Below are 6,306 nucleotides of genomic sequence, written 5' to 3'. Positions count from 1 at the left end.
CTCGGTCAAGGGCGAGACGGGCGCGTCGCTTCCGAGTTGAGCTCCCGGATCGGCGCGACGAGGTCGGCGTACGGCTCGTCCCACGGATCCTTCAGTCCCCAGCCCCCGAGCTGTGTTCTCGACGTACCCGCACCAGTGCCAGCCCAGGAACCAGGGCTCGGCCAGCAGCGGCTCGAGCGCCGCGACGAAGTCCGACGCTCGGTCCGCCTGGGACTCGAGGGCACTCGTCCGGTGGGGGCTCAGGGTCGTGGGCGTCCAGTTGCCGACGTCGGCCAGGAGCACCGGCTTGCCGGTGTACTCGTGCCACGCGCGCAGGCGGCGCACCATCTTCTCGCGACCCTCTGCGGTCGGCTCCGGGAAGTACTGCACCGAGAGGACGTCGACGAAGTGCTTCATCGCGGTGAGCACTGCGCTCGGGATGCCCTTGTTCCCGTTGTAGCGGTCTCCGAGCACGAGGTGGTGGGGATCGGCGGCTCGGATGTGCCTGGTGATCGTCTCGTAGTAGCGGTAGGCGACGTCGTAGAGCTTGATGTTGCGTGACCGCTCGTCGAGGCCGCGCAGGACCGCGAAGTCGGCTCCGCTGGCGTGCGGCAGCCAGGCGGGGATGTCGACCAGGAAGTAGCCGATCAGGTTCTCGCTGTCGACGTGGTCCACGCAGATGCTGCGCGCGAGGTACTCGCAGTACGCGTCGAACTCCTCGGAGTAGACGTCCGGGAACCACGGGTGACCGCTCCAGTCCTCGATCTCCGAGACCCTGATCTGGACCACGTGGGGCATCCCCGAGGAGATGAGGTCGGCTGCCGACCAGGGCAGCCAGTGGCCCAGGTCGATCGGCGCCCCGAATCAGTCCAGCGCCTCGCCCCAACCGCCGCTGACGTACTCCTGGGTCCACCCGATGGTGTTGAATCCCCAGTCCCGCAGGTCCGCGACGACCCCGTCGGCGATCCACGAGGTCGCGCGAGCCGTACCGCTGCTTCCACACGTCGTGGTTGTGCGGGTACTTCAGGTTCGTCTCGTCGAGGTGGTTGAGGCCGACGGTGACGAACGGCTCGCCCCGCGGGTCGAGCAGGGTCCACGCATCGCCGTCCTGCATCTCGACGTACGCCGCGCCGCGTTCCTGCTCCCAGCCGCCCTCGAACAACGGGTCCTCGCGGGTCAGCAGGTCGTTGGGGGCCACGAACGCCGAGTCGGAGAGGAAGACCGGCTTGTCGCAGAGGCGCTGCCAGGCGTCGAGGCTCTCGCGCATGATGTCGAACGGGTGGTACCAGTTGACCGAGAGCACGTCGACGTAGTCACCCATCTCGGTGAAGACCACCGGCGGCGGCTCGGAGGGCCCCGTGGGCAGCGTGTCCGCGCCCTCCACCAGGTCGCCGAAGATCAGGTGGTCACGGTCGTAGCGCCGGATGGCGTCGTGCGTGACCTGGTAGTAGCGGCGCGCCACGCGCCGCAGGGCCTCGTGGTCGTCCAGACCCTCGAGCGAGGACGTCACCTCGCGGAACCGGGCCACGTCCCAGTGGGGTCGCGCCGTGTAGGCGTACCCCACGAGGTTGGGGTCGTCGGCGAGCGCAGCACACCAGTACCGGGCCTGGTAGTCGCACCAGTCCTCGAACTCCGCGCCGAAGACGTCCTTGTACACCGCCTGCTGGTTCCAGCGCTCGAAGCTGAGGAAGTCGATGTGCGGTAGGTACGGGGACCCGCTGCCGCGGTACTCGTCGGGCGTCCACTCCGGTGAGTGCCGCATCTGCGGACTCACCCACTGCTTGGTCCAGGCCAAGGCGTTGAACCCCCAGTCGCGCAACGACGCCACGACGCAGTCGGAGATCCAGTGGCGCGCGAGCCGTAGCGCTGTCGGTACACGTCGATGCTCTCCGCGTACTTGAGCACCGAGTCGTCGACGTGCGCGATACCGACGATGAAGAAGGGGTGGCCCTCCGGGGTCACCAGGCGCCACCCGTCGTCGGACTTCTCCGTGCGGAAGAAGCCCGTCGCCTCGCGTGGGTACCTCAGGTCGCCGCCGTAGCGGTCGAAGCCGCCGGGCTCACTCATCGGCCGACCCCTGCCCGCGCTCGTAGACGGCGACGTTGAAGCCGCGCATCCGGTGCACGAGGTCCTCGTACGGCTCGTCCCAGGGGTCCTCGACGCCCCAACCGCGCCCGCCGACGTTCTCGACGTAGCCGCACCAGTGCCACCCCACCAGCCAGGGTTCGTCGACGATCGCCTCGATCGCGGCCACGTAGTCCTCGCCGCGCTCGGCCTGGCTCTCCAGGCCGCTGATCCGGTGGGGGTTGAGCTCGGTCGGCGCCCAGTTGCCGAGGTCGGCATTGATCACCGGCTTCCCGGTGATCTCGTGCCAGCGCGCGAGGTCCGCGCGCATCGCCTGGCGGGACTCGTCGGTCGGTTCGGTGAAGTACTGGACCGAGAACACGTCGACGTGCGGTTGCATCGCACGCAGCACGGCCTCGGGAATCCCCTTGTTGCCGTTGTAGCGGTTGCCGAGCACGAGGTGGTTGGGGTCGTCGCGCGGACCGGAGGCAGCCGCGTCGTCGACCTGGCCGGGATCATGTCGGTGAACCCCTCGACCGTGTCCCGGATCTGCGAGCGACTGCTGCGCAAGGGCATGGTCTCGCGCACGTCACAGGAGTGCGACCGGCGTGCGGTCCGATTGACCCTGACCGAGACCGCCCGGGCCATCGTCGACGAAGCGACGGGGGCGCGCACCGTGGAGATCGAGGCGATCGTCGCCCGGGTGTCGCCCGCCCAGCGAGCTGTGCTCGTCGCCGGGTTCCAGGCCTTCGCCCACGCCGCCGGCGAGGTCGGCGACGACCTGTGGCCCGCCGCGACCCTCGGCTGGCTGTCCACCTCCGCCGAGTCCCCGGGCGACTGACGTCCACCAGCGAGGCTCAGTGGCTAGCGTCGGCCACCGGGTCAGCCGGCACCTCGGGGCGGCCGGGCGCGCCGGACTACGCGGGTCGGCCTGCCCGGTGCTGCTCGCCGCCCGCTGGCCACGCGGGAACTAGGACAGGCTGCCGATCGCCCGGGCGGTGGCCGGTCGCGGCCCGGCGACCCGCCGGGTGCGCAGCGGCTGCACCCCGGACCCGGCGATGCACCGGAGCAGGTCGTCGTACCCGGCGAGGTAGGCGACCAGCCCGAAGGCCAGGGAGGCGTCGGTGATGACGAACCCACGGCCGGCGCCCTCGAGCTCGCGCCGGAGCCGGTCGAGCGTGCGCAGGCAGGCGCAGTCGACGAGCGTGATGCCGGACAGGTCGAGGTCGACCGTGCCGGCGGAGCAGTCGAGGATGTCCGCCGCGTGGTTGCGCAGTCGGTGCTGGTAGGCGATGTCGAGCTCGCCGTCGATCCACATGTGGACGTCGGGGGCGTCGAAGGTGAGGGCGATGCTGGCGTGCATGGGCGTTCCATCCCGTCACGCTCGAAGGGACGACGCCTCGTCTGAACGTCGCGTCCTCCGACCGTAGCCCTCGAGGACCCGGCCGACCTCACCTCTGGGGGTGGCGACCGGCACGGTCGCGCCGGTCAGAGCCCGGCGACCGGCGGGACCCGGACCACCTGGGAGGCGAAGCTCAGCCCGGCGCCGAAGGCGATGAGCAGCGCGGTGTCGCCCTCCTTCACCTCGCCGTTGCGGGCCATCGCCTCGATCGCGAGCGGCACCGACGCCGCCGAGGTGTTGCCGGCGTCCACCACGTCCCGGGCGACCGCGATGTCCTCCGGCAGCTCGAGCCTGCGGCTCAGCAGCTCGGTGATGCGCAGGTTGGCCTGGTGCGGGACGAACGCGTCGAGGTCGCTCATCTCCAGACCGGCGCCGGCGACGGCCTCGCGGGCCACCTCGGCCATCGCGAACGGCGCCCAGCGGAAGACCTGGGTGCCCTCCATCTGCACGACCAGCGGGTGGTCCTGGTCGAGCTCGTCGCAGCGCATCGACTGGGTGATCACGTGCGACTGCGAGCCGTCGGACCCCCACGCCACCGGGCCGATCCCGGCCTCGTCGGCCGCACCCACCACGACCGCGCCCGCTCCGTCGGCGAAGATGAACGCGGTGCCGCGGTCGGTGGGGTCCATGAACGTGCTGAGCCGCTCGGCGCCCACGACCAGCACGTAGCGGGCATTGCCGCCGCGCACCAGGTCCGAGGCCACCGACAGCGCGTGGCAGAAGCCCGCGCATCCGGCGGAGACGTCGAAGGCGGCCGCGCGTGAGCCGATCCGGTCGGCGAGCAGCGGGGCGGCCGCAGGCGTGTGCTGCACATGGGTCGACGTGGCGACGATGATCGTGCCGATGTCGGCCGCAGCCACGCCGGACGCCTCGAGCGCGCGCTCCGCAGCGATCGTCGCCATGTCGAGGAGCGTCTCCTCCTCGGCGGCGTACCGGCGCGTGCGGATGCCCGAGCGGGTCTGGATCCACTCGTCGCTCGAGTCGAGCACCTCGCAGATCTCGTCGTTGGTGACGACCCGCTCCGGCCGGTAGGTCCCCAGCCCGAGCATCGCCGTGGCGGCCGCGCCCGAGCGCTGGCTGATGGTTGCCATTCGTCGTTCCTCCCTGACTCCGGCCTGAAGGCTACGCCGGGACCGGACGGCTCAGGCGACGACGGTGTCGAGCTGGACGGCGTCGATGCCGACGGCCTGTCCGACCGGGGCGTTGGTGAGCTGTCCGGCGTGGGTGTTGAGGCCCAGGGCGAGCGAGCGGTCGTCGCGCAGCGCCTGCTGCCAGCCCTTGTCGGCCAGCGCCACGACATAGGGCAGGGTGGCGTTGGTCAGGGCGTAGGTGCTGGTGTTCGGCACCGCACCCGGCATGTTCGCCACGCAGTAGAAGATCGAGCCGTGGACCTCGTAGGTCGGGTCGGAGTGCGTGGTCGCCCGGGTGTCCTCGAAGCAGCCGCCCTGGTCGACCGCGATGTCGACCAGCACCGACCCCGGCTTCATCCGCGCCACCAGCTCGTTGGAGACCAGCTTCGGTGCCGCCGCCCCGGGGATCAGCACCGCACCGATCACCAGGTCCGCCTCCACCACCTGCTGCTCGATCGCCAGCTTGGACGACGCGAGCCCGTGGACCCGGTTGTTGTAGCGCCAGAACGACATCCGCAGCTTGTCCAGGTCGGTGTCCAGCAGCGTCACGTCCGCCCCCATCCCCAGCGCGATGTTCGCCGCGTTCTGGCCGCTCACGCCGGCGCCGATGATCACCACCTTCGCGTTCGCCACCCCGCCCACGCCCCCCATCAGCACGCCCCGGCCGCCCTGGGCCTTCATCAGCGAGTACGCGCCGACCTGCGGGGCCAGACAGCCCGCGACCTCCGACATCGGGTACAGCAGCGGCAGCCCACCCGAGGGCAGCTGCACCGTCTCGTAGGCAATGCCCGTGACCTGGCGTCTCAACAGCTCCTCGGTCAACGGCCGGTCCGCCGCCAGATGCAGGTAGGTGAACAGCGTCAGGTCCTCACGAAGGCGGTGGTACTCCTCCGCCACCGGCTCCTTGACCTTGAGCACCATCTCGGCGCCACCCCAGACCTCGTCCGGGTCATCGACCAGCGAGGCACCCGCGGCGACGTACTCCTCATCCGCGATGGAGGACCCGAGGCCCGCGCCGGTATGGATGACGACGTCGTGGCCGTGGGCGACCAGCTCGTGCACCCCGATCGGGGTGATCGCCACCCGGTACTCGTGGTTCTTGACCTCCGTGGGCACGCCGATCCTCATGGCGCCGGATTCTGCGTCCTTGTTCTTCAGCATCGACACAATGGCGAAGGAAATTCGGCAGAATCCCGGACTGCTGGCCTACGATTTCGTACGTGCCTCCCCCTGCCGCGAGCCGGTCGAACAACGTTCGCCGCCCGGTCGAGCTCGACGCCATCGACCGCACGATCCTCCGGCTGCTGGCGGAGGACGCCCGCACGCCGAACAACAGCCTGGCCGCCGCCGCCGGCATCGCGCCGTCGACCTGCCTGATGCGGGTACGCCGCCTGCACGACGCCGGAGTGATCACCGCCCACCGCGCGGAGCTCTCCCCCGAGGCGCTCGGCCGGCCGCTCCAGGCCCTGGTGTCGGTGCGGCTCCAGGCGCACGCGCGCACCGCGCTCGGCGAGTTCACCGCCCGGTTCGCCGGGCTGCCGGGCGTGCTCAACGTGTTCTTCCTCGCCGGCGTGGACGACTTCATGATCCACGTGGCGGCCCGCTCCGCCGACGACCTGCGCGACTTCGTGGTCGAGAACCTCAGTGCGTCACGGGACGTCGAGGCGACGGAGACGAACCTGATCTTCGAGCACGTCACCACCGGGTCCACACCGCTGCTGACGTGACCGA

General features: G+C 70.5%; 9 protein-coding genes. 3 read left to right on the top strand and 6 right to left on the bottom strand.

The features are described 5' to 3' along the window. The coding region (locus tag ACYQ0U_RS21090; RefSeq protein WP_459975851.1) for a glycoside hydrolase family 113 protein at window positions 1-768 on the bottom strand (768 nt) is incomplete at its 3' end. 127 nt (window positions 769-895) lie between these two features. Here ACYQ0U_RS21090 and ACYQ0U_RS21085 point away from each other — a divergent pair. Next, entirely contained in the window at window positions 896-1,684 is a 789-nt protein-coding gene (locus ACYQ0U_RS21085) for a hypothetical protein (protein ID WP_459975850.1), read from the top strand. A 65-nt stretch (window positions 1,685-1,749) separates the two neighbouring features. On the opposite strand, the gene ACYQ0U_RS21080 is transcribed toward ACYQ0U_RS21085, so the two are convergent. Together ACYQ0U_RS21080 and ACYQ0U_RS21075 are read right to left on the bottom strand one after the other, a co-directional pair. Further along, window positions 1,750-2,046 carry a hypothetical protein gene (locus ACYQ0U_RS21080; RefSeq protein ID WP_459975849.1) on the bottom strand — a complete coding sequence of 99 codons (297 nt, stop codon included), beginning with the start codon at window positions 2,044-2,046 and terminating at the stop codon, window positions 1,750-1,752. Continuing rightward, window positions 2,039-2,500, bottom strand: coding sequence for a hypothetical protein (locus tag ACYQ0U_RS21075; protein ID WP_459975848.1), 462 nt, complete (start codon window positions 2,498-2,500; stop codon window positions 2,039-2,041). Before ACYQ0U_RS21075 ends, ACYQ0U_RS21080 begins: the two co-directional genes overlap by 8 nt. A gap of 3 nt (window positions 2,501-2,503) precedes the next feature. Here ACYQ0U_RS21075 and ACYQ0U_RS21070 point away from each other — a divergent pair, with 3 nt between their 5' ends. After that, entirely contained in the window at window positions 2,504-2,884 is a 381-nt protein-coding gene (locus ACYQ0U_RS21070) for a MarR family winged helix-turn-helix transcriptional regulator (RefSeq protein WP_459975847.1), read from the top strand. A gap of 129 nt (window positions 2,885-3,013) precedes the next feature. Here ACYQ0U_RS21070 and ACYQ0U_RS21065 read toward each other — a convergent pair whose 3' ends face one another. From ACYQ0U_RS21065 to ald, 3 genes are all read right to left on the bottom strand, one after another. Beyond that, window positions 3,014-3,406, bottom strand: coding sequence for an STAS domain-containing protein (locus ACYQ0U_RS21065; protein WP_459975846.1), 393 nt, complete (start codon window positions 3,404-3,406; stop codon window positions 3,014-3,016). A 125-nt stretch (window positions 3,407-3,531) separates the two neighbouring features. Then, window positions 3,532-4,536 (bottom strand): beta-ketoacyl-ACP synthase III, encoded by a 1,005-nt coding sequence (locus ACYQ0U_RS21060; RefSeq protein ID WP_459975845.1) that lies wholly within the window; start codon window positions 4,534-4,536, stop codon window positions 3,532-3,534. Window positions 4,537-4,587: 51 nt separating this feature from the next. Continuing rightward, the gene (gene ald / locus ACYQ0U_RS21055) at window positions 4,588-5,703 is read right to left on the bottom strand and encodes an alanine dehydrogenase (protein ID WP_459975844.1); all 1,116 of its coding nucleotides are present in this window, start codon (window positions 5,701-5,703) and stop codon (window positions 4,588-4,590) included. Between the two features lie 92 nt (window positions 5,704-5,795). Between ald and ACYQ0U_RS21050 the strand changes: the two genes are divergently transcribed. After that, window positions 5,796-6,302, top strand: a complete 507-nt coding sequence (locus tag ACYQ0U_RS21050; protein ID WP_459975843.1) for an Lrp/AsnC family transcriptional regulator — start codon at window positions 5,796-5,798, stop codon at window positions 6,300-6,302. Window positions 6,303-6,306: the final 4 nt, after the last annotated feature.

The organism is Nocardioides pyridinolyticus, from assembly GCF_054653575.1.
This window is presented reverse-complemented; position numbering and strand designations above follow the sequence as displayed.